Annotated in this window: 22 protein-coding genes; 14 read left to right on the top strand and 8 right to left on the bottom strand. The window is 68.6% G+C overall.

What is annotated here, in order from left to right; all coding sequences use genetic code 11:
* Positions 1-66 precede the first annotated feature (66 nt).
* Complete coding sequence (locus ACFVV0_RS16530; RefSeq protein WP_387065458.1) at positions 67-1,407, bottom strand: permease; 1,341 nt, start codon at positions 1,405-1,407, stop codon at positions 67-69.
* On the bottom strand, positions 1,404-2,111 hold the full coding sequence (locus ACFVV0_RS16525; RefSeq protein WP_387065456.1) for an ABC transporter ATP-binding protein: 708 nt from the start codon (positions 2,109-2,111) through the stop codon (positions 1,404-1,406). Before ACFVV0_RS16525 ends, ACFVV0_RS16530 begins: the two co-directional genes overlap by 4 nt.
* Before the next feature lie 143 nt (positions 2,112-2,254).
* Between ACFVV0_RS16525 and ACFVV0_RS16520 the strand changes: the two genes are divergently transcribed.
* Positions 2,255-3,544 (top strand): GNAT family N-acetyltransferase, encoded by a 1,290-nt coding sequence (locus tag ACFVV0_RS16520; protein ID WP_387065454.1) that lies wholly within the window; start codon positions 2,255-2,257, stop codon positions 3,542-3,544.
* A gap of 82 nt (positions 3,545-3,626) precedes the next feature.
* Here ACFVV0_RS16520 and ACFVV0_RS16515 read toward each other — a convergent pair whose 3' ends face one another.
* Complete coding sequence (locus ACFVV0_RS16515; protein ID WP_387065452.1) at positions 3,627-4,913, bottom strand: adenylosuccinate synthase; 1,287 nt, start codon at positions 4,911-4,913, stop codon at positions 3,627-3,629.
* Positions 4,914-5,070: 157 nt separating this feature from the next.
* Between ACFVV0_RS16515 and ACFVV0_RS16510 the strand changes: the two genes are divergently transcribed.
* Genes ACFVV0_RS16510 through ACFVV0_RS16500 form a run of 3 tightly spaced genes read left to right on the top strand, consistent with a single transcriptional unit; the run spans position 5,071 to position 8,344 of the window.
* Entirely contained in the window at positions 5,071-5,715 is a 645-nt protein-coding gene (locus ACFVV0_RS16510; RefSeq protein ID WP_387065450.1) for a TetR/AcrR family transcriptional regulator, read from the top strand.
* Complete coding sequence (locus ACFVV0_RS16505; protein ID WP_387065448.1) at positions 5,712-6,494, top strand: hypothetical protein; 783 nt, start codon at positions 5,712-5,714, stop codon at positions 6,492-6,494. The genes ACFVV0_RS16510 and ACFVV0_RS16505 overlap by 4 nt, the downstream gene beginning before the upstream one ends.
* Entirely contained in the window at positions 6,491-8,344 is a 1,854-nt protein-coding gene (locus tag ACFVV0_RS16500; RefSeq protein WP_387065446.1) for a YhgE/Pip family protein, read from the top strand. The genes ACFVV0_RS16505 and ACFVV0_RS16500 overlap by 4 nt, the downstream gene beginning before the upstream one ends.
* Positions 8,345-8,382: 38 nt before the next feature.
* On the opposite strand, the gene ACFVV0_RS16495 is transcribed toward ACFVV0_RS16500, so the two are convergent.
* Positions 8,383-9,432, bottom strand: coding sequence for an LLM class flavin-dependent oxidoreductase (locus tag ACFVV0_RS16495; RefSeq protein WP_387065443.1), 1,050 nt, complete (start codon positions 9,430-9,432; stop codon positions 8,383-8,385).
* Between the two features lie 85 nt (positions 9,433-9,517).
* On the opposite strand from ACFVV0_RS16495, the gene ACFVV0_RS16490 reads away from it, so the two are divergent.
* Genes ACFVV0_RS16490 through ACFVV0_RS16480 form a run of 3 tightly spaced genes read left to right on the top strand, consistent with a single transcriptional unit; the run spans position 9,518 to position 11,190 of the window.
* A complete protein-coding gene (locus ACFVV0_RS16490; protein ID WP_387065440.1) occupies positions 9,518-9,889 on the top strand; it encodes a winged helix-turn-helix transcriptional regulator in 372 nt (123 codons plus the stop codon).
* A 25-nt stretch (positions 9,890-9,914) separates the two neighbouring features.
* Positions 9,915-10,763 carry a metallophosphoesterase family protein gene (locus tag ACFVV0_RS16485; RefSeq protein WP_387065437.1) on the top strand — a complete coding sequence of 283 codons (849 nt, stop codon included), beginning with the start codon at positions 9,915-9,917 and terminating at the stop codon, positions 10,761-10,763.
* Between the two features lie 7 nt (positions 10,764-10,770).
* The gene (locus ACFVV0_RS16480; RefSeq protein WP_387065434.1) at positions 10,771-11,190 is read left to right on the top strand and encodes a DUF3052 domain-containing protein; all 420 of its coding nucleotides are present in this window, start codon (positions 10,771-10,773) and stop codon (positions 11,188-11,190) included.
* 13 nt (positions 11,191-11,203) lie between these two features.
* On the opposite strand, the gene ACFVV0_RS16475 is transcribed toward ACFVV0_RS16480, so the two are convergent.
* Complete coding sequence (locus tag ACFVV0_RS16475) at positions 11,204-11,866, bottom strand: TrmH family RNA methyltransferase (RefSeq protein ID WP_387065431.1); 663 nt, start codon at positions 11,864-11,866, stop codon at positions 11,204-11,206.
* Positions 11,867-11,927: 61 nt separating this feature from the next.
* Between ACFVV0_RS16475 and ACFVV0_RS16470 the strand changes: the two genes are divergently transcribed.
* On the top strand, positions 11,928-12,707 hold the full coding sequence (locus ACFVV0_RS16470; RefSeq protein WP_387065428.1) for a GH25 family lysozyme: 780 nt from the start codon (positions 11,928-11,930) through the stop codon (positions 12,705-12,707).
* Positions 12,708-12,732: 25 nt separating this feature from the next.
* Positions 12,733-13,533 carry an HAD-IIA family hydrolase gene (locus ACFVV0_RS16465; protein WP_387065425.1) on the top strand — a complete coding sequence of 267 codons (801 nt, stop codon included), beginning with the start codon at positions 12,733-12,735 and terminating at the stop codon, positions 13,531-13,533.
* A gap of 18 nt (positions 13,534-13,551) precedes the next feature.
* On the opposite strand, the gene ACFVV0_RS16460 is transcribed toward ACFVV0_RS16465, so the two are convergent.
* Both ACFVV0_RS16460 and pyrE read right to left on the bottom strand, forming a co-directional pair.
* Positions 13,552-15,744 (bottom strand): septum formation family protein, encoded by a 2,193-nt coding sequence (locus tag ACFVV0_RS16460; protein WP_387065422.1) that lies wholly within the window; start codon positions 15,742-15,744, stop codon positions 13,552-13,554.
* Entirely contained in the window at positions 15,744-16,292 is a 549-nt protein-coding gene (gene pyrE / locus ACFVV0_RS16455) for an orotate phosphoribosyltransferase (RefSeq protein ID WP_387065419.1), read from the bottom strand. The genes ACFVV0_RS16460 and pyrE overlap by 1 nt, the downstream gene beginning before the upstream one ends.
* A 243-nt stretch (positions 16,293-16,535) precedes the next feature.
* Between pyrE and ACFVV0_RS16450 the strand changes: the two genes are divergently transcribed.
* Positions 16,536-16,964: a hypothetical protein gene (locus ACFVV0_RS16450; RefSeq protein ID WP_387065417.1), complete on the top strand. Its 429-nt coding sequence runs from the start codon at positions 16,536-16,538 to the stop codon at positions 16,962-16,964.
* Positions 16,945-17,136, top strand: a complete 192-nt coding sequence (locus ACFVV0_RS16445) for a helix-turn-helix transcriptional regulator (RefSeq protein WP_387065414.1) — start codon at positions 16,945-16,947, stop codon at positions 17,134-17,136. The genes ACFVV0_RS16450 and ACFVV0_RS16445 overlap by 20 nt, the downstream gene beginning before the upstream one ends.
* A gap of 54 nt (positions 17,137-17,190) precedes the next feature.
* Here ACFVV0_RS16445 and ACFVV0_RS16440 read toward each other — a convergent pair whose 3' ends face one another.
* Positions 17,191-17,757 (bottom strand): hypothetical protein, encoded by a 567-nt coding sequence (locus ACFVV0_RS16440; protein WP_387065411.1) that lies wholly within the window; start codon positions 17,755-17,757, stop codon positions 17,191-17,193.
* A 472-nt stretch (positions 17,758-18,229) separates the two neighbouring features.
* Between ACFVV0_RS16440 and ACFVV0_RS16435 the strand changes: the two genes are divergently transcribed.
* From ACFVV0_RS16435 to ACFVV0_RS16425, 3 genes are all read left to right on the top strand, one after another.
* Entirely contained in the window at positions 18,230-19,078 is an 849-nt protein-coding gene (locus ACFVV0_RS16435) for an exodeoxyribonuclease III (protein ID WP_387065408.1), read from the top strand.
* 135 nt (positions 19,079-19,213) lie between these two features.
* The gene (locus ACFVV0_RS16430) at positions 19,214-20,080 is read left to right on the top strand and encodes an ABC transporter ATP-binding protein (protein WP_387065406.1); all 867 of its coding nucleotides are present in this window, start codon (positions 19,214-19,216) and stop codon (positions 20,078-20,080) included.
* An 80-nt stretch (positions 20,081-20,160) separates the two neighbouring features.
* Entirely contained in the window at positions 20,161-21,201 is a 1,041-nt protein-coding gene (locus tag ACFVV0_RS16425) for an aliphatic sulfonate ABC transporter substrate-binding protein (protein ID WP_387065403.1), read from the top strand.
* Positions 21,202-21,205 lie beyond the last annotated feature (4 nt).

Genomic DNA, 21,205 nt, shown 5'->3' with positions numbered 1-21,205 from the left:
CCGGAGCATCCGGTGAGTCACGTCAAAACCCTCTTCGGGAATCAGAGAATGGGGCTTCGGCACGCCTCAGAGCGACGGCGAGTGGTCGGCGAGCACGCGCGACAGCACCGGGCGGGTGGCGTACAGCCCGAGCCAGACGATCAGGATGCCCGCGGCCAGGCAGCCGACGATCATCGCGATGCTCGCCGGGGCCACGAGCAACGCGAATCCGGACAGCGGCAGGATCACGATGGCCGCCGTGAGCGCCGACCCGATCGTCGTGATGCGCAGGGGCGACATGACCGCGCGGGTCCGGGCCGCGTTCATGGTGTCTTCCGGCATCCCGAGCCGGTCGAGGCTCACGTAGAGTTCCCGCCGATCGAGCACGGCCGAGGACTGATTGACCCCGACCGAGCAGGCGACCATGAGGAAGGACACGGCGACCGTGATGATCACGCCGGTGCGCACATCCGCGAAGAGCTGCAGAGACGCCTGATCGGTGTGGCGATCGTCGGTGGTCACATCGAGCAGGGCGACACCGACCCCGGCGAACACGGCCATGAAACTCGTCATCGCGACGCCGGCGACCTGCCGCCAGGCGGCCTTCGGCGACTCGAGGATGCTGCGAGCGCTCAGCAGCCGCGCCACGGTCGTCGCACGCTTGGCCTGACCGGAGGCGACCGTGCGGATCACCCACGGTCCGACGAGGTTCAGCACAGCGATGGTCCCGCCGAATCCGAGTGCGAGCACGGCGAGAATGATCCCGAAACCCGACACCCGCTGGATGACGCCCATCGCGAGGAAGGTGACGACCACCACGACGACGCCGACGACGAGCCGTGCCCAGTGCATCCGGGGCGCCGTCTGCTTGGTGCGCACCCCGAGCGGCGACACGATGACGCTTCTGAGCCCCACCATCGCGCTGGCCGCTGCGAGTGCACCGATCGCCACCACGGCGAGCGCGATGAGCAGTGGATGCAGGAACACCGCCGCGGCGCCGAGCGGCGCGCCCCGGAACGGGATCAGGCCGACCAGCGGAAGGGTCACGAGATAGAGCACGACGCCCACGAGCGCGCCCGCGACGGCGAGCACCGTCGACTCGATCACGGTGAGCGCGCTCACCGTGCCGGGCGTCGCACCGAGCAGCCGCAGGCTGGCAAGCCGGTCGTCACGGCGACGGGCGGAGAGCCGCGCGGCCGACCCGCCCAACGCGACGAGCGGCACGACGAGCAACGCGAGAGCCACGACGGCCAGCAGCTGGTGCAGCCCGGCCATCTCGTCGTTCCAGCTGAAGAAGGCCTGCGCTCCGCCGCTGACGATCAGCAGCAGCGCGGTCACCACGGCGAAGGCGATCACCGGCAGCGCGATCGTGGTGCGATCGGAGGCGGTGCGGCGAGAGAGGAGCCAGGCGAGCCTCAGTGTGGTCACGCCGTCACCGCCTCGTCGACGATGCGGCCGTCCGCGAGCTGGACCACCCGGGAGCAGCGAGCCGCAACGTTCTCGTCGTGGGTGACGACGACGAGCGAACGGCCGCGGCCGGTGGTGGAGCCGATCAGCGCATCCATCACCTCGGCAGAGGTGTTCGAGTCGAGTGCGCCGGTCGGCTCATCCGCGAACACGACGGATGCCCCGGTCACCTGGGCGCGCGCGATCGCGACCCGCTGCGCCTGGCCGCCCGAGAGCTGGCCGATCCGGCGCGTCTCGAAGCCCGCGAGACCGAGAGCGGCGAGCCAGCCGGCCGCCTCCTGCTCGGCCTGCGCACGGGCGGTGCCGCCGAGCATCAGCGGCAGCGCGACGTTCTCGACCGCAGTGAGCTCAGGGAGCAGGAAGCCCTGCTGGAAGACGAAGCCGAACGACTCGCGGCGCAACCGCGAGCGCTCCTTCTCCGAGAGGGTCGCGACGTCGACAAGGCCGCTCGGAGCAACCAATCGGACCGTTCCCGAGTCGGGCTGGATGATTCCGGCGAGGCAGTGCAGCAGGGTCGTCTTTCCGGATCCGGACGCACCCATGATGGCGACCGACTCGCCTGCGGCCACCCGGAAATCGACGCCGCCGAGGGCGACTGCGGTGCCATAGGTCTTGACCAGGGAGCCCGCCGAGAGAACGGGTGAAGAGGAGGGGGCAGCTGTCATTCCTCCATGCTCGCGATCGCTCGCCGCCGACACATCGGCCTGTCGCCCCATGTTCGGCCGGCGGCCGTCATCCCTGCGGCGGAGGCGGACCCTCACTCCGGTGCACCTCGACGCCCACCATCGGCACCGGATACGGTGGTCGAGTGAACGAGACAGCCCTCAGCCGACCCATCGACGACGAATCCGCTCGCGCAGTGTCGGAGGCGGGCCTGAGACTGACGCTGGTCGACACGACCGACGACGCCGCGTTCGACCAGTGGATCGCCGCAGACTTCCGCGGGTTCCTGAGCGAGCATCCCAAACCCGAGGTGCTGGCCGAGGCGCGAGACTACCTGCGCGATCGCCGCACGACCGCCGTCTACGACGACGCGATCCCTTCCGCGGCCTCGCCGATCGGCACCGTCAACTCCTGGATCGCGCCGGTGACGGTTCCCGGCGGGGGCACCGTTCCCGGCTGGGCGATCAGCTCCGTCACGGTCGCTCCGACCCACCGGAGGCGCGGCATCGCGACCGCCCTGCTCGGCGGCGAACTGCGCACCGCGAAGGCGCTGGATGTGCCCATCGCGATCCTCACCGTCTCCGAGTCGGTGATCTACGGCCGCTGGGGCTTCGGCCCCGCCACGTTCGCGAGCGAGTGGCGCGTCGACACGAAGCGCGTGCGCTGGGCGGGTCCGCCGACGGGCGGCCGGCTGTCGTTCACCGACCCCGCCGCCTACCGTGAGACCGGGCACCGCGTGCTCGAGCGCGTCATGGCGGGCCGCGCGGGCGAGATCGGCCTGTCGCCGTATCTCGCCGACCGGCTCCTGGGTCCGCTGAAAGGCAATTCGGACGCCGACAAGTACCAGCTCGTGCGCTACGACTCCCCCGAGGGCGAACCGGAGGGATTCGTGAGCTACCTCGTCAAGGACGGTGACGACTTCGTGCGGCACTCCGTCGAGGTCGACTACCTCGCCGCCACGACGGATGCGGCGTTCACCGCCCTCTGGCGCTTCCTCCTCGAACTCGACCTCGTCGCAGAGGTGCACATCACGACCCGGGGCGTGGACGAGCCGCTGCCCTTCCTCGTCTCCGACGTGCGTGGCGCCCGCGTGACGAGTGTCGAAGACCACCTCTGGGTGCGCATCCTCGACGTTCCGGCCGCTTTGACCGCGCGCGGGTACGAGCAGGACGGCGAGCTCGTTCTCGGCGTGACCGACTCACTCGGCTTCGCCGGTGGCCGCTACCGGCTCCGCGTCAGCGGCGGTCGGGCGCACGTCGAGGAGACGGCCGATTCGCCCGACGTGACCCTTCCCGTCAGCTCGCTCGGAAGCATCTATCTCGGTCATGACGCCGCCCGCGGCCTCGCGACGGCCGGCAAGATCGAGGGCGACGCGGATGCGCTCGATCGCCTCTTCCGTACCGCCGTCCCGCCGCGACTCAGCACCTGGTTCTAGTCGCCGAGTCGCGGCGAATCGACCTTCCCGTCGCCCGTGAAGGTCGATCTGCCGCGAGTCGCGGCCGTCGGCCGCCTCGAAGCTAGTCGACGAGGTCGTAGCGGGAGATGATCTCGTCGCGGGCCGGGCCGACGCCGATCGCTGAGATGCGTGCACCGGACAAGCGCTCGAGGGCGAGAACGTAGTCCTGAGCGTTCTTCGGCAGGTCGTCGAAGGTGCGGGCGCCGCTGATGTCCTCGGTCCAGCCGGGGAACTCCTCGTAGATCGGCGCTGCGTGGTGGAAGTCGCTCTGCGAGGCCGGAACCTCGTTGTGTCGCACGCCGTCGACCTCATAGGCGACGGCGACCGGGATGCGCTCGATCCCGGTGAGCGTGTCGAGCTTGGTGAGCACGAAGTCCGTGACGCCGTTGATGCGGGCCGTGTAGCGCGCGACGGGAGCGTCGTACCAGCCCGTGCGGCGCGGACGTCCGGTCGTGGTGCCGTACTCGAACCCGCGCTCGCGGAGGAAGTCGCCCCACTCGTCGAACAGCTCGGTCGGGAACGGCCCGGCGCCGACCCGGGTGGTGTACGCCTTGACGATGCCGATCACCCGGTCGATGCGATTCGGGCCGATGCCGGAACCGGTGGCAGCGCCGCCCGAAGTCGAGTTCGAGGAGGTGACGAACGGGTACGTGCCGTGGTCGACATCCAGCATCGTCGCCTGGCCGCCCTCGAAGAGCACGTACTTGCCGTCGACCAGGGCCTCGTTCAGCAGCAGTGAGCTGTCGACGACCATGGGACGCAGGCGCTCGGCGTAGCTGAGCAGGTCTTCGACGACCTCGTCGACCGAGATCGCCCGGCGGTTGTAGACCTTGACGAGCAGGTGGTTCTTCTGGTCGAGAGCGCCCTCGACCTTCTGACGCAGGATGTTCTCGTCGAAGAGATCCTGAATCCGGATGCCGACCCGGTTGATCTTGTCGGCGTAGGTGGGGCCGATCCCTCGACCCGTGGTGCCGATCTGGCGCTTTCCGAGAAAGCGCTCGGTCACCTTGTCGATGGTGCGGTGATACTGCGTGATCACGTGCGCGTTCGAGCTGATCCTGAGGCGCGAGACGTCCACGCCGCGGGCGATGAGAGCGTCGAGCTCTTCGAACAGCACCTCGATGTCGACGACGACACCGTTGGCGATGACTGGTGTCACACCCGCGGTCAGGATGCCGGACGGCAGCAGGTGAAGCGCGTACTTCTCGTCGCCGATGACGACCGTGTGGCCGGCATTGTTGCCGCCGTTGAACTTGACGACATAGTCGATTCGGCTGCCGAGGAGGTCGGTCGCTTTGCCTTTGCCTTCGTCGCCCCACTGGGCACCGATGATCACGATCGCGGGCACTGTTCAGTCCTCTCGATGGGGATGGAGCGCGCCGGACCGGCCGCCTTGCGGCCTTCTCACCGTCGCACTCGATCCTATCGCGCCCGTTTTCCCCACCCGGCCAGCGGCCTCATCCTGCTAACTTGCACAACACTGTGCAAGTTACTACGATGGGGTCATGCCCACCACTCCTCCTTCGACACGCGCGCCCCGGCGCGACGCTGCGGAGAACCGCGAGGCCATCCTCACCGCGGCCGCCGCGGCCCTGAACGACGACATCGACGCCTCGCTCGAGACCATCGCTGCGCGCGCCGGCCTCAGCCGACGTGCCATCTACGGGCACTTCGCGACCCGCGACGACCTGCTCGTCGACGTGTTCACGCGGGGTGCGGCCAGGGTGGCGGCCCTGCTCGAGCCGGTGGCGCATCCGGATGCCCGGGTCGAGATCGCGCTCTTCGGTGCGACCCTGTGGTCCGAAGTCGAGCACGTGCGGGTGAACGCGCAGCTCGCCGTTCGCGGCCCGCACCGCGCACGTGTAGCGGAGGCGCTCGAGCCGGCCCGCCGCCGGCTCCGCCAGACCGTCGAACGCGGCGTCGCCGAGCACAGTCTGCGCGAAGACATCGACGTGGACACGGTCGCCCGCCTCATCGAGAACGCCGCCATCGCGGTACTCGACGAAGCCACCCGCACCGGCCTCTCCCGCGATGCCGGCCACCGGCTCGTGATGCTGTCCGGCCTGAGCGCCGCAGGGCTCGGCTGGCGTGACGCCGACGAGCTCGTCGCCGAGACCCCGGAACTCGCTCTTCAGGAGGAGCCGGTATGAAGATCGTGCTCGACCGGGTTGCCAAGGGCTCCCGCAATTCCGCGCTTCCGCCGACCTCCGCGACCTTCCAGACCGGCGAGGTGACCTTGGCCCGCGCCGAGACGGAGCAGCGACCGACCGTGCTCGGGCTGATCGCATCCGGACGCATGCGTCCCGATGCGGGATCGGTCACCATCGACGGCGCCACCGATTACTCCGACATGCGCAAGCGCATCGCCCTCATCGACGCACCGGATGTGTGCGAGCCCGCCCCCGACATCACCGTCGCGGGAATCGTGGCCGAAGAGCTCATGTTCGCCGGGCGACCGTCCAACCCCGTCGCCGTGAACCGCGCGATCGGCGAGCTGGGAGTACCGGAGTGGGCACGCGCCGCGATCGGCACCGTTCCGCCGACCGTGCGCATCCGGCTCCTGACCGAGCTCGCTCTGCTGCGCTCCGGCGTCGAAGGTCTGGTCATCACGTCACCCGACCGCCACGGTGGCGATCCGAACGAGTGGTGGGAACTGGCGCGCCAACTCGCCGGACGCGGCCTCGCGATCCTGATCGTGGCCGGGGATGCGTCTGCCGCGGCGATCGCGGCCACCTCGCTGGTCGCGCGGCTCGACGATGCCACCACTGTCTCGACCGACGCCGCTCCGGCGTCCCTGACCTTCGACGAAGACCCCGGACGCGACGACACGGATGAGCTTCCCGACGTGATCGTCGCGGCCGCGCATCCGTCGCCCGCCCCCCACGACCCCGACCTGCACGCGAGCCCCCTCGCAGAGGACCCTGAATGAAGATCCCCCAGATGATCGCGGCGGAGCTGCGCCGCCTCACAGCCAGCCCGATGTCGATCGTGGCGCTCATCGCCCTGGTGGCGGTGCCCATCCTCTATGGCGGCCTCTACCTCTGGGCGAACCAGAACCCATACGACCGCCTCGACCAGGTGCCGGCGGCGATCGTCGTCGACGACACGGGCACGACCGTCGACGGCGAGAAGATCAACTACGGGAAAGAGGTCGCCGACGAACTCGTGAAAGACGGGTCGTTCGACTGGCACGTGGTGTCGACCGGCTCGGCCGCGAGCGGTGTCGACACGTCGACCTACGACTTCAGCATCACCTTCCCCGCGGACTTCTCCGAGTCGCTGGCCTCCGCCTCGGGAGAGAACCCGCAGCGGGCGACGGTCACGCTGACCACCAACGACACGAACAGCTACCTCGCATCGACGATCGGCGAACAGGCCGCAGAGAAGATCCGTACCTCCATCGTCAAGAAGGTCAACGAGCAGGCCGCATCGCAGTTCCTGCTCGGGCTGGCGGACATTCGCTCGAACCTGATGACGGCGACGGATGGCGCGAGCCGGCTCGTCGACGGCAGCACGACCGCGCAGTCGGGCGCGTCCGCCCTTGCAGATGGCACGGCGCAGCTGGCCACCGGGTCGCAACAGCTCTCCGACGGGAACGCCCAGCTCGCCGCGGGCGCCCAGCAGCTCTCGGCCGGCGCCGCACAGGTGGCGGCCGGCAATCAGCAACTCGCGCAGGCGGCCGACAAGGCTGGGGCCGCCGCGCAGTCCGCCGCCGCCGCCGCACCCTCGGTTCGGGCTGAGATCCTGCAGCAACTCACCGACGCAGGGGCGACCCCTCAGCAGATCGCCGATGCCACGGCAGCGCTGGACGACCTCGGCGGCCAGCTGCAGGCCGGCAACGCCCAGGTGCAGACGCTCGTCGGCAAGGCGGACCAGCTTTCGGCAGGGGCGGACCAGGTCGCATCCGGAAGCGCGACGCTCGCCGCGAAGTCTCAGGAGGCCGCGAGCGGTGCAGCCCAGGTCGCCTCGGGAGCGCAGCAGGCGGCGAGCGGCGCCGACCGGCTGCGCGACGGGCTGACCGTACTGGAGGACGGCACGACGCAACTGCGCGACGGCCTGAACGACGGGGTCGCGCAGATCCCCGACAACTCACCCGAACTGCAGAAGAAGCAGGCCGCCACGATCGCCGACCCGGTGGACCTGCAGAACTCCTCGGTCACCTCCGCCGGAACCTACGGTGCCGGGCTCGCCCCGTTCTTCGTGGCGCTGGCGGCCTGGATCGGCATCTACGCCCTGTTCCTCATCGTGAAGCCGGTGTCGCGCCGCGCGATCACCGCCCTGCACTCGCCGATCAAGATCACCCTCGCGGGCTGGCTCACGCCCGGACTCCTCGGCGCGATCCAGATGGTCGGTCTGTTCGCCGTGGTCGCCTGGGCGCTGCAGTTCACCATCCACAGCCCACTCGGGATGTTCGGGATGATGGCGATGGCGTCCCTCACGTTCGCGGCGATCATCCTGGCGCTCAATGTCTGGCTCGGCAGCGTGGGTCAGTTCCTCGGGCTCGTGCTGATGGTGCTGCAGCTCGTGACGGCCGGCGGGACGTTCCCGTGGCAGACGCTGCCCGGGCCGCTCGCGGCGCTGCACCACGTGCTCCCGATGTCGTTCGCCGTCGACGGGATGCGTCAGCTCATGTACGGCGGCAATCCCGCCACAGCCTGGGCCGACGCCGGTGTGCTCGCGCTGTGGATGCTCGTCGCCCTGCTGGTCGCGGCTGTCGGGGTCACGCGCATGACGCACTTCCGCACGCTGCGCGACCTGCGGCCGAGCCTGATCGGCTGACGCCGTCCGAGGTTCGGCCGCCTCGGAGCCCGCGCGGTTCAGGCCGCCGCGCTCGTCTGCGTGCCGAGCTCGGCATCCACCAGCGGCTTCACCCGGGTGCCGAGCAGCTCGATCGAACGCAGGAACTCGCGGTGCGGGAGCTGACCGACGTCGGTCTGCAGGAAATGGCGCATGTGGCCCATCTGGCGCTGGAAGGTGATCATCCGCTCGGCGACCTCCTCGGGCTCGCCGACGAAGAGAGCGCCGCCCCCATGCGACTCCGCATCGAAGTGCGAACGCGGAGGCGCGGCGAACCCGCGCTGTTCCCCGACGACGGTCATGGTCGTGTGCCAGGCGTTCCAGAACGTGTCGTGGGCTTCGGCGCTCGACGGCGCGAGGTAGCCGGGGCTGCCGACGGAGATCATCCGGTTCTCGACCGGGGTGCCGGCCTCCTCGGACGCGCGGAAGTAGAGATCGCCGAGCGACGCGAATCGTGCCGCGTGTCCGCCGATGATGCCGTACGAGATCGGCAGCCCGAGCTGTGCCGCCCGCAGGGTCGAACCCGGGTTGCCGCCGGTGCCGAGCCAGATCCGCAGCCGGCCGCTCTCGGGCTGCGGAACGATCACCGACCGGTCGAGTGCGGGCCGCATGGTCCCGCGCCAGGTGACAGTGTCGGATGCGTTGAGCGCCAGCAGCAGGTCGAGCTTCTCGGCGTAGAGCGTGTCGTAGTCTTCGAGCCGGTACCCGAAGAGCGGGAACGATTCGGTGGACGAGCCGCGTCCGGCGGTGATCTCGGCGCGACCGTTCGACACGGCATCCAGGGTCGCGAACTGCTGGTAGACCCGAACGGGATCGTCGGTCGACAGCACGGTCACCGCACTGCCCAGCCGGATACGCGAGGTGATCGATGCCGCGGCCGCGAGGATCGTGGCCGCGGACGACGCCGGCATCTCCTTCGTGTGGTGCTCGCCGATCCCGAAGAAGTCGAGACCGACCTCGTCGGCGAGCTTGATCGCCTCGACGAGGTTGCGGGTCGCCCGCGCGGACGGCTCGAAAGCGCCCGTCTCGTCCTTCAGGCCGTTGCCGAAGCTGTAGATCCCCAGTTCCATCGCTGTCCTCTCCTGTTGCGTTCTCTCATCGTGCGCTCGACCGTCCACCCGGGCAACCGCGCAGTATGTGGCTTACTATGGGTAAGTGACACTCAGTGAAACCATCCCCCTCACCATCGACGACGACGCATGCCGCCGCTTTCAGCAGGCCGCCGAGCTGGCCGGCAAGAAGTGGACCGCCTCGATCCTCCTGGCCGCCTATCGCGGCGCCGAGCGCTTCAGCGAGTACCGTCACCTCGTCACGGGGGTGTCCGACCGGATGCTCTCCGTTCGCCTGCGCGAGCTCGAAAACGACGACCTCATCGCCCGGACCGTGATCCCGACGACGCCGGTGCAGATCAGATACTCTCTCACCCCGCGCGGCCGCGAACTCATTCAGGGCCTCCAGCCGCTCGTCGACTGGAGCACCCGCTGGGACGGCGTACCCGCCGAGCATCGCCCGGCATCGTCTCTCTGACGGCGGTGGCGGGTATGGTGACGGCGTGAGCGAATCGTTGCGCATCCTGCACCTCAGCGACACCCACCTGTACGGCGATGGCCGTCTGCACTACGGGCTGGTCGACACCCTGGCGGCGCTCGACCGCGTGCTGGCCCGGGCCGCATCCCTCGACTCGGTCGACGTGGTCGTCGCCTCGGGCGATCTCTCCGACGACGGCAGTGCCGAGTCGTACCGGCTGCTCTCCGGCCGCCTCGAGCCGTGGGCGGCCGAACGCGGTGCGGAGATCGTCTACGCGATGGGCAACCACGACCTGCCCGCGACCTTCGAAGGCGTGCTGGGAGCGCGCGAACGCGTGGTGACCGTCGGCGGCGTGCGGATCGTGACCGTCGACAGTACAGTGGCGGGCGCTGCGTACGGGCTGGTCGGCGGTGAGCGGCTGCGGCGCCTGGCCGACGAGCTCGCCGAGCCGGCTCCGCGCGGAACCGTCGTGGTGCTGCACCATCCGCCGGTCGCCCCGACGACGGGACTCTTCGAGCGTCTGCAGTTCGTCGATCCCGCGCCGTTCCTGGAGGTGTGCGCGGCAGCGGATGTGCGGCTCATCCTGGCCGGGCACTACCACCACGCGCTCATCACCTCCGCGGGACCGACGTCGATTCCGGTGGTGGTCGCCCCCGCCGTGGCGAACACGACCGACGTGCTGTCACCGGCCGGGCACGAGCGGGCGGTGCGCGGCTCCGGCTTCGCCCTCGTGCAGCTGCCGGCCGCCGGCGCGGTGCGCGCACACCTCGTCACGGCGCCCGCCGCCGACGACGGGCACCGCGTCTATGACCTCGACCAGACCGCGATCGATCGCATCGCCGACCAGTCCGGCTGGCCGGGCACCGCGGGGTGAGCGCACGGTGAACGCGACCCCGGCCGGGTACAGCGGAACGCCCCTGTGGAAGAAGCTCGGGCTCAAGGCCGGGATGACCGCGCAGGTGCTGCACGCCGACGAGGGTTGGAGCGTCCCACTGCACGACGGCCCCGAGGGCATCGGCTGGCTGGCGCCGGGCGACGATTCGCCCGCCGGCCTGATCCTCGCGTTCTATCGCCGGGCCGCGGACTTCGAGGCCGAGCTGGACGGGCTCGGCGCGCGCATCCGGCCGAACGGGATGCTGTGGGTCGCCTGGCCCCGCAAGGCCGCCGGGCACGTGAGCGACCTCGACGAGAACCTCATCCGGGACACGGCGCTCGCTCGCGGAATGGTCGACGTCAAGGTCGCCGCCGCCGACACGGACTGGTCGGGGCTGAAGCTCGTCTGGCGGCGCGAGAACAGGTAGCCGACCGCGTGCCTCAGCGCGGGAAGGAGACGTGCTGGGTGATCCAGACGTGCATCGCCACGGCGGCGGCAGCGGATGCGTTGATCGAACGGGTCGAGCCGAACTGCGAGATCTCGACCACAGCGTCCGCGGCTGCGATCGCGTCTGCCGAGAGGCCAGGGCCCTCCTGTCCGAACAGGAGGACGCACTCGCGGGGAAAGGCGTAGGTCTCGATGATGACCGAGCCGGGAACGTTGTCGATCGCGATGATCGGGAGCGCCGCATCCTTCGCCCAGGCGACGAACCCGGCCACGTCGTCGTGATGTGCGACGTGCTGGTAGCGGTCGGTGACCATGGCGCCGCGCTTGTTCCAGCGGCGGCGGCCGATGATGTGCACCGTGTCGGCGGCGAAGGCGTTCGCACTGCGCACGATCGAACCGATGTTCATGTCGTGCTGCCAGTTCTCGATGGCCACATGGAACGGGTGCCGGTGTTGATCGAGATCCTCGACGATCGCTTCCATCCGCCAGTAGCGGTAGCGGTCGATCACATTGCGGGTGTCGCCGTGCTTCAGAAGGTCGTGGTCGAAGTGCGGCTCGTCGGGCCACTCGCCGAGCCAGGGTCCGACGCCGTTGGTGGTCAGTTCGGGGGTGGCAGCCGACTCACCCGGTCCGGTCGTCTCGTCTGGCGTCTGCACCCGTTCAGCGTAACCGGCGCCCCGGCGACCGGATGCGCGGACCGTGTGAGACATTGGACTCGTGCCCCCGGAATCGACCACGTCAACCCGCCGCCGGAGACGATGGTGGATCGCCGGCGGGATCACGGGAGGCGCACTCCTCGTGCTCGGCCTCTGCGCCGCGCTCGTCGCCACCGGCACGGTCTGGCCCAACCGGATCTTCGCGAGCACGTACCCGGTGCGTGGCGTCGACGTCTCCACCTATCAGGGGAAGATCGACTGGCCGACCCTCGCGCGCCAGGACATCGACTTCGCGTTCATCAAGGCGACCGAGGGATCCGGTTCGACGGACTCGCGGTTCACGGCCAACTGGGCCGCAGCGCAGAAGACCGGCCTTCTCGTCGGCGCGTACCACTTCCTCAGTTTCGACAGCTCCGGCGAGACCCAGGCGCAGAACATCATCCGGACGGTACCGGCCACGGCTGGCGCCCTCCCCGTGACCGTCGACCTGGAGTTCTACGGGGACTACTTCGAGCATCCGCCGAGCCGCGAGCGGGTGCGCAGCATCCTGAACCCGCTTCTCGCCGCCCTCGAGAAGCACTACGGCGTGCCGGCGATCATCTACGCGACCCCGGAGGCGTTCGACCGGTACCTCCGCTCCGGCTACCCGCACAACCCGTTGTGGATCAGATCGGTCGCCCTTCCGCCACAGCTGCCCGACGGCCGAGACTGGGCGTTCTGGCAGTACTCGAACCGTGACCGGCTCGACGGCTACGACGGAGACGAGCAGTACATCGATCTGAACGTCTTCTCCGGCTCCCTGCAGCAGCTCGAAACCCTCCGGCAACACCCCGCCCAATAAGCTGTACCCGACGAAAGGGGATTGCGTGGCGCGTCGCGACGAGATCGAATGCTGGCTCACCGACATGGACGGTGTGCTCGTCCATGAGAACGCTGCGCTTCCGGGCGCCGCCGACCTCATTCAGCAGTGGCGGGACGAGGGCACGCCGTTCCTCGTGCTCACGAACAACTCGATCTTCACGCCGCGCGACCTCGCGGCCCGGCTGCGTGCATCCGGGCTGGATGTGCCCGAAGAGTCGATCTGGACCTCCGCGCTCGCCACGGCCGACTTCCTCAAGTCGCAGATGCCCGGCGGCAGCGCCTTCGTCATCGGCGAGGCCGGCATGACCACGGCCCTGCACGAGGCCGGCTTCATCATGACCGACATCGACCCCGACTACGTGGTAGTCGGCGAGACGCGCAGCTACTCGTTCGACGCGATCACCAAGGCCATCCGCATGATCGGGGCCGGAGCGCGGTTCATCGCGACCAACCCCGACGCGACCGGCCCGAGCGCCGAGGGCCCGCTGCCCGCGACCGGTGCGATCACCGCCATGATCACCAAGGCGACCGGCGGCATGGAGCCCTACGTCGTCGGCAAGCCCAACCCGATGATGTTCCGCTCGGCGATGAACCGCATCGGGGCGCACTCCGAGAACACAGCCATGATCGGCGACCGGATGGACACCGACATCGTCGCGGGGATCGAGGCTGGGCTGCACACCATCCTGGTGCTCACGGGCATCAGCGACCAGACTGAGATCGATCGCTACCCGTTCCGGCCCGACGAGATCCTCAAGGGCGTGTACGAGCTCGTCACCAGCACACCGGTGGAATCCGACCTGTAGTCGCTCACGGTTCGAGGGTCAGGCTGCCGGTCCGGGACCTGCGACGCTCGAGGTGAGCGGCTGCCCGCCCGATCGGTTCGCGAAGCAGTAGTACGAGCGCTGCCCGTCCTTCCACTGCTGCTCGGTCGCCGGATACGTGCCCTGCAGCTGGAGGTCGGGGTAGGCCCCGGCGGCGGCCAGGTCGATGACCCCGGGCTTCGTGCAGAGCACGTTGATCTGCTGAGCGAGCGCGTCGGCTCCCGGATACGGTGCGGCGGGATCGGCGGAGAACAGGTTCGTGTAGACCATCTGCGCAGCGTGCGGCGCGGCGCAGTCGACGACCGTGAAGGTCTCGGCCCACGGTGTCGTGTACGGGTCGATGCACTCACCGCCGCCGAGAGTGTTCCAGGGATGCGTTCCTGCGGGCTGCGCAGCGGCCGGCTTGGGCTGAACGGTCGGCGTCGGAGTGGGCGACGGCGTCGGAGTGGCCGAAGCGCCGGACGCGCTCGATGACGGAACCGGCGCGGCTCCGCCGAACAGAGACGGGAGCCGCGTGCCGAGTGCGAACAGACCGATCAGCACGAGGACGACGGCGAGGCCACCCGCCACCCAGAACAGTAGGCGATTGGCGTTCGACGAGCCGCCGAGACCCGACGACCGGCCGGGGCCTCCGGGGCCGCCGGAACCACCGGCACCTCCCGGCGCTCCGGGTCCTCCGGGGATGACGGGACCGGCCGGCACGGGGATCGCGGAGGTCGGGATCGGCGCACCGGATGCGGCCGACACGGCTGGGGACGGCGTCCCGGCCAGAGACGGCATGGCCTCCGTGGCCGCGAGCTCGGGGAACAGGACAGTGGGCGCTGCGGATGCGGTGCCGAAGAGCGAAGCGAGCCCGTCCGCCTCGACGGGCTTCGTCGCTGTGTCGTCGGCGCGCTCGTCAGCGGTGTCCTCGACGTCGTCCGCGGGGACGGCAGCATTGGCGCCGGTGGCGGTCGCGTCGGCGAGGCTCTCCGCATCCAGTCGTTGTGTGGCCGGAGAGGGAAGCGCACCCATGAGCAGGGCGGCCTCCTCGAGCGGAGGCACGACGGGCGGCGCCTCGGGCTCGGGCGACAGGAACTCCTCCGGCTGCGGGTCGTCGGTGCGCGCCCTGAGAAGCGCCGCCATCTCGGCGGTGTCGAGCTGCGTGGTGGGGGTGTCCGCCGGGGAGCTGGCCGGCGGTGACGGCGCGGCCGGAGGGATGGGCGGGGGCACGATGACGATGCCGGTGGTGTCGCCGATCACCGAGTGGCTCGCCGGCTTCTCCTCGTCAGGGGCGCCGTCGAAGAATCCGAGGAGCGAGGCGAGCCCGTGGCTGTCGTCCGCGCTCTGAGCGGTCGTTTCGGGCTCTTCCTGCGGCGGGACGGCGGCCGGCTCGGCTGACACCGGCGGCGGAACATCCATCGCCGGCGGGAACACAGGGGGCACCAGGACGACCGGCGGCTCAGGCTCGAGACGAGGGGCGGGCGGCTCCTGGTGTGCCGGGACCTCGGTCGGTGCAGTGGCGAAGGGGTTCCAGGGGGACGGCGCGGAAGGCTCCTCCCCCTCCTCATCCGGGGTGGGGGTTTCGGCGGATTCGCGGGGCTCGTCTGCCGCGGCGCCGGTGAGCAGTACCTCCCACGAGGGCGGCTCGGGCATCCGGAGCGACTCGGTGAAGCCCGGCGCCGCGAACGTCGGTGCGACCGGCGGCTCAGCGGGTGGGACTGCGGGGGCGACGGGGTCGCTCGGGGCCGGAACCTCCGCGAGAGGATCGCCGCCGACACCCGGCGTCAGATTCCAAACGAACGGTGCGCCCGGCTCGAACGTGTCCTCGGGATTCGCGAACTGCGGGTCGAACGACGGAGTCGTCGGCTCCACGACGCCGGACTCCGGCTCGGGCTGGTGCTGCGCGGGCTCGGGCTGGTACTGCTCGGGCGCGGGCGCCTCGGGCTCGGGCTCGGGAGCCCGTACTTCGGGCTCGAGCAACGAAGGCACCACCAACGGCGTCGTGCTCGCCGGCGGCTCGACCCAGTTCGAGCGTCGAGGACCGGTCGGCGGCTCGGCATCCGCATCGTCGTCCTGCTTGCTGTCACCGCTCAGCCGGCCGCCGCTCAGCTGCTGCAGCAGCCACTCGGAACTGCCGAACTCGGGCTCCGGCGCACCCTGGCCATTGCCGGCCTCGGGGGCGTCTTCGTCCCGATCGCGGTGGTCGGCCACTATTCGAGCCCCAGGTCCTTCAGGCCGATCGCTGCGAAGTAGGGGTAGCCGGCGGCCTCGATGACCTCGCGGGCGCCGGTGTTGCGATCGACGACCACGGCGACGCCGACGATCTGCGCGCCGACCTTCTCCAGGGCTTCGATCGCTTTGAGCGGAGAGCCGCCCGTGGTCGAGGTGTCTTCGAGCACGATGACGCGTTTGCCCTCGAGATCGGGACCCTCGACCTGCCGGCCGCGGCCGTGATCCTTCGGCTCCTTGCGCACGACGAACGCGTCGTAGGCGAGCCCCCGAGCGGCACCCTGATGCAGGATGGCCGCGGCCACGGGGTCTGCGCCCATCGTCATGCCGCCGACGGCGACCACATCCGGAACCTCCTGGATGAGGTCGATCATGACCTGACCGATGAGGGGCGCGACGCGGTGGTCCAAGCTGACCTTGCGAAGATCGACGTAGTAGGTCGCCTTCTTGCCGCTGGTCAGCGTGAAGTCGCCGTGGAACACGGCGTCGGCCGAGATGTAGTCGATGAGCTGCTGTCTTGCGTCGGTCACATCCACGATTCTAGAGGGAACGCCTTGTTCCGGGCTGGATGGCCGCCATCCACGGGGAGCACCGAATGCGCTTCGACCACCCGCCCGTCGGCAGGCTACAGACCAGGGTGATCCGTAGCCGACCGGTTCGCCGGATGCACTAGTCCGGGCAGGATCGGTTTGAAACGGGCAGCGGGGTGAAGTAATCTTCACGTTGGGTGAAGACTACTTCACCTGTGCAGTGCAGATTGACGGAGGCTCCAGGTGCGAACGCGAACCGGTTTTATCATCTTTCTTGCCGGCTGCGCGGCTGCTGTTGTGGCGATCGCCGCATGGGGGAACTCCGGAGACACCTCGTCAGCGCGCCCGTTCTATCCGTGGTTGCTCGGCGGTGTTGTATTTATGGCGATATTGGGGACGTTTGCTTTCCGTAGGGCGCGTGAAGTTGCGGATCGGACTGCGGCGCCTGACAGTGTTGAGGCGCGGATTGCCGTGCAGATACGTGCCGCGGTTCTGGTCGATGCTCTTGTACTCGGCGTTCTCGTTGGAGTGGTGGCCCTGATGCTGGGATCCGCGTGGTCGGCCGGCCTCGTGATGCTCAGTTACGTCGCGGTTTTGGTGGTAGACGTTTGGATTCGCTATCTGATCAGCAGCAACCGGATCGGGGGCGCTGATGTTGAACAGGATTCGTGAGCTCCGCACGGCCGCCGGCCTCACTCAGAGCGAGCTCGCCCGTGACTGTGCTGTGTCACGGCGCACGATCATAGCCCTCGAGAACGGTACGTTCCAAGCCAGCCTCACAATGGCATTGAAGCTCGCCCGACGGTTCCAGGTGACGGTCGAAGACATTTTCACTTTGGAATGACGAATGGGTGGTCGGTTGACTCTCTCACCCCACCACCCACTCGCCTAAGGGAAACTACCGGCAGGTGGACCAGCTCGGGTTCACGTGCACAATGAGTTGCTTGTTGTTCTTGCACTTCGCGTTGGTCGACACGGCAACAACGCCGACGGTGATGATCGCGCCGACGACGGTGCACGCTACCCACCCGACGCCTGGTATGGCGCAGATCGCCGCGCCAAGCCCGAATCCCGCACCCGAAATCAACATGTCCTGATCGAACTGGTTAAACGACACGTAGAACTGCCCGTTCGGTTCGAAACCCCCGCCCAGGCGCGGTGCGATAACGGACTCATTGACGGTCATTGTCAGCCCATTGCCGAGCACATACGTCGTCGCGAGTCCCGTCGCCGTCACCTCGGAGGTCCGCGGCAGCGGAGAGTTCTTCAATTCCTGGAGCCCCTCAGACAACTGATCGTCCGTGAGGTTCGGAAGATCCTCCACCATCGCGCCGGTACCCGTCGGCTCCGCCGACTCCGCCGCCATCGCACCTGCGCCATTTGCGAACGTGAATCCAGCGACCAAAATTGCGCCCGCGACGAATGCGCTTACCCCTCGAAGGATTTTCATGAGTTTGCTCTCCATTCAGCGGCAACTAACCGCGAGTGAACAGTAACACATATGCAAAATCTGAAACATCAATGCGGCCAGCGGGACAATGATGTTGCCTCTACGCGCAACGCCCCCCGGGGCGCTTCACTCCCTAGCCACCAGCCCCGACCGTGACATCTGCATCCTCACCACCGCAGGCCGTGCACATACCCACCATGCCTACAACCTCGGTAGCAAGCGGCAGCGCTCCGGCCGGTGATATCGAGCCTGCTTTTCGCGGTCACGCCGTCGATGGGTGCCGCTAGTGCCTTGGACCGTCGCAAGGGATCGGTCGACGGAAGGCGGTTCCTTCCTCTGATGGTGGTGCACTGCTATCAGGTACGGTGCGCCACCCTCATCTTCTGTTTCCTTGTTGCTCGCGCTGGTGTTGACAGGCTGACGGGTGTGTGGGGAGAGTCGTCAGTCACTGGTGAGCCTCGTCGGTGCCGGCCGATACGATCGGGACATGCGTGTTGCGACCTGGAATGTGAACTCGATCCGCACCCGAGTGGAGCGGGTCGTCGACTGGATGGTGCGCGAAGACATCGATGTGCTCGCAATGCAGGAGATCAAGTGCAAGCCCGAGCAGTTCCCGCACCAGGCGTTCGAAGACGCCGGATACGACGTCGCGCTGCACGGCCTCAACCAATGGAACGGGGTCGCCATCGCGAGCCGGCTTCCGATCGAAGACGTCGAGATCGGCTTCCCCGAGATGCCCGGCTTCCTCAAGGGAGAAGAGGGCCCCGACCTTCCCAAGGAGGCGCGCGCCATCGGTGCGACGGTCGACGGCATCCGCATCTGGAGCCTCTACGTGCCGAACGGGCGTGCGCTCGACGATCCGCACTATCACTACAAGCTCGACTGGCTGGCGACGCTCGCTGCCGACACCCAGGCCTGGCTCGCCGAGAAGCCCGACCAGCCGCTCGCCCTCATGGGGGACTGGAATGTGGCGCCGCTCGACTCCGACGTGGGCGATCCAAGCCTCATCCCCGGCGTCTCCACGCACATCTCACCGCCCGAACGCAGTGCGTTCGCCGCTTTCGAGACGGCGGGCCTCACTGATGTGGTGCGTCCGCTCGTTCCCGAGGGCTACACCTACTGGGACTACAAGCAGCTGCGCTTCCCACGCAACGAGGGGCTGCGCATCGACTTCATCCTGGGGTCGAAGCCGTTCGCCGACCTCGTGACCGGGGCGAGCATCCATCGCAACGAGAGAAAGGGCACAGCGCCGAGCGACCATGTGCCCGTGGTCGTCGACCTCGACCTGCTGCCCGACGAGGGTGACGACGACGACAGGCCGATGATCTTCGGCTGACGATCGGGGGCCGGTCAAGGGCCCGAGACAAGCTTGACGTCCGGTTTCGTTACGTTACGTTTCGCGACCGACTGCGTTGCGTGCGGAGGCCCGGTAGCTTCAGAATCGCCCTTTCCGCCGATCCGAGCGAGAGCCATGTCCACGCCTTCCGCGTTCCCCGTCGAGTTCGTCGACGTCGCACGCTCGTTCGTGGTCGACCCGAAGAAGGAGAAGAAGGCAGGCTCGCCCGCGCGCGGTTCCGCCCAACGGCTCGTTCTCCGCGACGTCTCGCTCCGTGTCGAAAGGGGTGAGGTCGTCGCGATCCTCGGTGCGAGCGGATGCGGAAAGTCGACCCTCCTGCGGATCGCCGGCGGCCTCGACACACCAACCTCCGGCGCGGCCCTGATCGACGGCTCGGCTGTCGCCGGCGTCGACGCGCGCTGCGCGGTCGGCTTCCAGGAGCCACGGCTGCTCCCCTGGCGCACCCTCGCCGCCAATGTCTCGCTCGGCCTGCCTCGCGGGCTCGACCGTCGCGACGGCGACGAGCAGGTCGCCCGCCTCCTCGACCTCGTCGGACTGTCCGCCTCAGCCGGGTTGCGGCCGCGCGAGGTCTCCGGCGGCATGGCGCAGCGCGCATCCCTCGCCCGCGCCCTCGCCCGCAACCCCGGCGTTCTGCTGCTCGACGAGCCCTTCGGCGCACTGGATGCGCTGACCCGGCTGAAGATGCAGGATCTGCTGCTCGAGGTGCACAGCGCGAACCCCACGACCATCCTCCTCGTCACCCACGACGTGGACGAGGCCCTTCAACTCGCCGACCGCATCATCCTGCTGGGCGCCGAGGAAGACAGGCCGGGCGCGACCATCCGACGCGTCCTCACTGTTCCGGGCGCCCGCCCGCGCGATCGCGGTTCAGCCGAACTGGCCGAGCTGCGGGCCGAGCTCCTCGACCTGCTCGGCATCGACCGGCACGGGCTCGCCCGCGGGGCGCAGAGTTCCTCCACAGTCCCTGCGCTTCCCTACTGATCCACAGACACAGCCATCCCGGCCCACCGCCCGCAGCAAACGGCGAGGCTGGAATCCGCACCGCACCTTCGAGAGGCATCATGCGTAAACCCACCATCCTCACCGCCGTCGCGGCGATCGCCGCAGCAGCCAGCCTGCTCCTGTCCGGCTGCGTCGCCGGCGAGGGCTCGGCCGCCGAATCCGGCTCGTCCAGCACCGCCGGTGTCACCCAGGGCGGAACGCTCAACATCGACTTCGCCACGTACAACCCGCTGAGCCTCGTGATCAAGCAGCAGGGCTGGCTCGAAAAGGCCCTTGCGAAGCAGAAGATCACCGTCAACTGGGTGCAGTCGGCCGGGTCGAACAAGGCCAATGAGTCGCTGCGCGCCGGCGCGATCGACGTGGGATCGACCGCGGGCTCCGCGGCGTTGCTCGCACGGTCCAACGGCTCGGCCATCAAGACGATCGACATCTTCTCGCAGCCGGAGTGGTCGGCCATCGTCGTCGGCCCGAACTCCAATATCAGCTCGGTCAAAGAGCTCAAGGGCAAGCAGATCGCGGCCACCAAGGGCACCGACCCCTACTTCTTCCTCCTTCAGGCGCTCGAAGCGAACGGCCTCTCGGCCAGCGACGTGACCATCCAGAACCTGCAGCACGCCGACGGCTGGGCGGCGCTTCAGAACGGCTCGGTGGATGCGTGGAGCGGCCTCGACCCGATCATGGCGAACGCCGAGAAGGCCGGCGGCAAACTGATCTATCGCAACGTCGCGTTCAACACCTACGGATTCCTCAATGCGACCGAGTCGTTCCTCTCGTCCAAGCCCGACGTCGCGCAGACCGTCGTGAACACCTACGAGTACGCCCGCGCCTGGGCGCTGAAGCACCCCGACGAGACGGCGAAGATCCTCTCCGACGTTGCCGGCATCGACCCCTCCGTCGCCACGACGGTCATCACGGAGCGCACCAACCTCGACGTCTCGCCGATCCCCGGCGACGCACAGCTGAAGGTGCTCAAGAAGGTCGGGCCGATCTTCGTGCAGTCCGGTGACGTCAAGAAGCAGTCCGACATCGACACCGCGCTGAAGACCCTGCTCGAGCCGAGCTTCGTCGAGAAGGCCGACCCGAGCGCCATCGGAGGCTGACGCA

The organism is Leifsonia sp. NPDC058230 (assembly GCF_042882245.1).
Lineage (GTDB): Bacteria > Actinomycetota > Actinomycetes > Actinomycetales > Microbacteriaceae > Leifsonia.
Note: the sequence above shows the minus strand (reverse complement) of the source record. Positions and strands in the feature narration are given on the sequence as shown.

What these genes read in the sequence shown, in the direction of transcription:
- ACFVV0_RS16525 (WP_387065456.1), bottom strand. Translation starts at nt 2,111, where the DNA reads ATGACAGCTGCCCCCTCCTCTTCACCCGTTCTCTCGGCGGGCTCCCTG.
- ACFVV0_RS16510 (WP_387065450.1), top strand. Translation starts at nt 5,071, where the DNA reads ATGCCCACCACTCCTCCTTCGACACGCGCGCCCCGGCGCGACGCTGCG.
- ACFVV0_RS16505 (WP_387065448.1), top strand. Translation starts at nt 5,712, where the DNA reads ATGAAGATCGTGCTCGACCGGGTTGCCAAGGGCTCCCGCAATTCCGCG.
- ACFVV0_RS16500 (WP_387065446.1), top strand. Translation starts at nt 6,491, where the DNA reads ATGAAGATCCCCCAGATGATCGCGGCGGAGCTGCGCCGCCTCACAGCC.
- ACFVV0_RS16495 (WP_387065443.1), bottom strand. Translation starts at nt 9,432, where the DNA reads ATGGAACTGGGGATCTACAGCTTCGGCAACGGCCTGAAGGACGAGACG.
- ACFVV0_RS16445 (WP_387065414.1), top strand. Translation starts at nt 16,945, where the DNA reads ATGTTGAACAGGATTCGTGAGCTCCGCACGGCCGCCGGCCTCACTCAG.
- ACFVV0_RS16440 (WP_387065411.1), bottom strand. Translation starts at nt 17,757, where the DNA reads ATGGAGAGCAAACTCATGAAAATCCTTCGAGGGGTAAGCGCATTCGTC.
- ACFVV0_RS16435 (WP_387065408.1), top strand. Translation starts at nt 18,230, where the DNA reads ATGCGTGTTGCGACCTGGAATGTGAACTCGATCCGCACCCGAGTGGAG.
- ACFVV0_RS16430 (WP_387065406.1), top strand. Translation starts at nt 19,214, where the DNA reads ATGTCCACGCCTTCCGCGTTCCCCGTCGAGTTCGTCGACGTCGCACGC.
- ACFVV0_RS16425 (WP_387065403.1), top strand. Translation starts at nt 20,161, where the DNA reads ATGCGTAAACCCACCATCCTCACCGCCGTCGCGGCGATCGCCGCAGCA.